This is a genomic window from Methylosinus sp. (assembly GCF_036560965.1).
Classification (GTDB): domain Bacteria; phylum Pseudomonadota; class Alphaproteobacteria; order Rhizobiales; family Beijerinckiaceae; genus Methylosinus.
Window position 1 is genome coordinate 1 of the sequence record NZ_DATBQF010000050.1, and the last position, 3,072, is coordinate 3,072.

General features: G+C 58.8%; 2 protein-coding genes. One reads left to right on the forward strand and one right to left on the reverse strand.

Going from position 1 to position 3,072, the window contains the following annotated elements; all coding sequences use genetic code 11:
- The coding region (locus VIF40_RS12825) for a GGDEF domain-containing protein (protein WP_331937901.1) at window positions 1–672 on the forward strand (672 nt) is incomplete at its 5' end.
- 78 nt (window positions 673–750) lie between these two features.
- Here VIF40_RS12825 and VIF40_RS12830 read toward each other — a convergent pair.
- On the reverse strand, window positions 751–3,072 hold a 2,322-nt coding region (locus tag VIF40_RS12830), incomplete at its 5' end, for a putative bifunctional diguanylate cyclase/phosphodiesterase (RefSeq protein ID WP_331937902.1).

Genomic DNA, 3,072 nt, shown 5'->3' on the forward strand with positions numbered 1-3,072 from the left:
ACGACGGCGGTGAAGGAGATGCGGCGTGGGCTCTTAACGACAAAGCACGAACTTCAAAGATCAATCCTCAATCTCGATCCGCTGACCGAGACAGCGAACCGCGCGGACATGCTGACGAAACTTCGTGAGGAGCAAGCATTAGCAAAGCGCAAAGCGCATTCGACATGCATTGCGATGGTGGACTTGGACAATTTCAAGAGCATCAATGATAAATACGGTCATACCGTCGGAGACCAAGTCCTCGTCCGCTTCGCACATCATATGAGGTCGCGAATGCGCTCGCACGACACGATTTTCCGCTACGGCGGTGAGGAATTCCTCATTTGCACGCCGAACACCGAGCTTGAAGCCGGTCAAGCGAAGATGGAGCTGCTAGGCAAGGAGCTTGCCGAGATAGTGATCCACAGGGAAGGTCACCCTCCATTCACGACCACGGCTTCCTTTGGCGTCACGGTGATTGACCCGGATGTTTCTGTCCAGCTATCGATCGAACGCGCCGACAAGGCGCTATACGCCGCGAAAGCTGCTGGGCGAAACCGAACTGTAATCTGGAGCCCGTCCTTGACTAAACGCCCCGCAATCGCACTTACCAAGTCGTCAGCGTCGATCGGGGGCGCATCAATAGAGACTTCTATAATCAATTTCTCGAAGTCTTGCGCGTTACATGCGTGACGCGACGTGCCCGGTGCTGGCGATACCCTGGAATCACGACAGCGGCCGCCAATGCCGCCTTCGTCGAAAGAAATGCTCTCATAAGCCGCGCTCTCCTTGGATTGGGGGCAAACTCCGTCGGTCGGACGCCGAATTTGCTCCCTGTCGGGCCGCTTGTCCGCGATCGTCGCCGCCATGCCAAGACCTGAGGCGTGGTAAGATTTCCTCGAGAGGCTTTGGTCGACTGAAAAGATATCCCTGTATGAGATAAATGTTCTTTGTCGCCAGGAACGCGAGTTGGGAGTGCGTTTCGACGCCTTCCACGACCATGTCTATGTCCAATTCTCGGGCGAGCAGCGCGACCGCGCCGATGATCGCCTGCATTTTCGAGGAATGGAGCATCTGGTTGGCGAAGGAGTGATCGATTTTCACCTTCTTCACGGGAAAGCGATCGAGATAGCCGAGACTGCTGTACCCGGTGCCAAAATCGTCGAGCGACAGGCGCAGACCGAGCGAGTTTATTTTGGCGATTTTTTGCTCGACATCGTCCGTATCGGCCATGAGAGTCGATTCGGTGATCTCCAATTCAAGGCGATCCGGGTCGAGGCGGCAATCTTCAAGCGTCGCTTTGATCATGTCCGCCAGTTCCTTTTGCTGAAATTGACGGGGCGAGAGGTTCACGGCGACGCGAATGTGCGACGGCCAGGTGAGCGCGTCGGCGCAGGCCTGACGCAGCACCCACGCGCCGAGCTTGACAATCAGTCCGGTTTCCTCGGCGACTGGAATGAATTCCGCAGGGGAGATCAGGCCTCGCTCCGGATGTCTCCAGCGCAGCAGCGCTTCGCAACAGGTCACGTCGCCGGAGCGCGCGTCGACAATCGGCTGATAGAAGACGACGAGTTCGCCGGCCTCCAACGCGTGGCGCAGTTCGACCTCGATCCGGCGTTTTTTCGCCAATTCCTCTTGCATGCCTTGGGTGAACCAGACCGCCTTGCCGCGCCCTGTCAGTTTGGAGCGGTACATCGCCAGGTCGGCGCACTTTAGAAGGTCTTCCGCGATCCCTGCGTCGGCTGGCGAGACCGCGAGCCCAATGCTGGCTCCGATTGAGATCGTGTGACCCTCGACCGTGTATGGTTGTTGGATCGCTTCTATAACCCCAACCGCGAGGCGCTCGGCGTCGGCGCGATCTTGCACGGAGCGCAAGAGAATGCAAAATTCATCGCCACCAAAGCGCGCCACCATGTCGGCGGCGTCGACACATTGACGCAGCCGCGTCGCGACGCTCACCAGAAGCTGGTCTCCGATGGAATGACCAAGTGTGTCGTTCACTTCCTTGAAGCGATCGAGATCGATGTTCAGCAGGGTCAGCGTGCCGCCCTGCTCGTCGATTTGCGCCAGATCGCCCTCGAGTCGATTCTGGAACTGCAAACGATTGGGAAGGTTGGTCAACATGTCGAAATGGGCGATGTGTTCGATTTCGCGCGCGGCCTGGCGCTGTTCGGTCACGTCCTCGATCACCGTGACAAAGACGCCGGCGTCGGCCGGCTCGCATCGAAAGTCGAAAATGCGCGCGCCGATTTGCTGAGAGAACACGCTTGCATGCGCAAGCGCCACGTGGGCTTTCCATTTTTCGCGAAACGCGACGCTCTCGTCGGCGGCCATGTGGGCGCTTACGCCAATCGCGCTCGCGAGGGCTTCGAGTTTAATTGGCGTGGCCACCGCGACGAACCCAAAAAGTTCAGTCATTTTGCGGTTGACGACAGAGATATTCGTGTTGGCGTCTCCCATGCAGAGACCATGCGCCATGCTGTTGAGCGCTAAAGCAAATCTCTGGCGTTGCAGCGAGGCGTCGTGTCCGTTGCGCAACGCGGATTCGAGATTCCCGTTTAGAAATTTCGACGTGGAGTTCACCGCGACGATGAGCAGCACCAAAATCACCGCGAGTCCCCAGTAGCGGAGATCGCCCTGCAACAGCGCCGCGAAGGCGAGCGGCGCCGCCAGGCCGACAACCTGTCCAAGCACGATGAGGGGACGACCGGCGTTGCGTCCCGCGAGCCCGCCGATGCCGCTCATCATGGTGACGATGCTGTAGCTGCTGAGAAGGCCGTTCTTGTGCTCGAAAAATATCAGCGCGACCGCGCAGCCGACGGCGGACATGAAGCCGACCCCGCCCAAGGCGTAAAGCCTCTCCCACTTCTTGGCGTCGCGCCGCCGCTGGACCAGCGGCGTTCGCGCGTGAGCGATAAGAACGCAAATCCGAAACAGCCCAAGGCAACTGATGAAGGCCGTGAAAAAAAGATAAATCCTGTCTCCGGTCGACATCCAGCCGAGCAGCGGCGCCACGAGGCCCCCGAAGACGCCGGCGACGAACGCGCCCGGCGTGCCGAACAGCGTTTCGACGAGATCGCTATGAATTTCCTG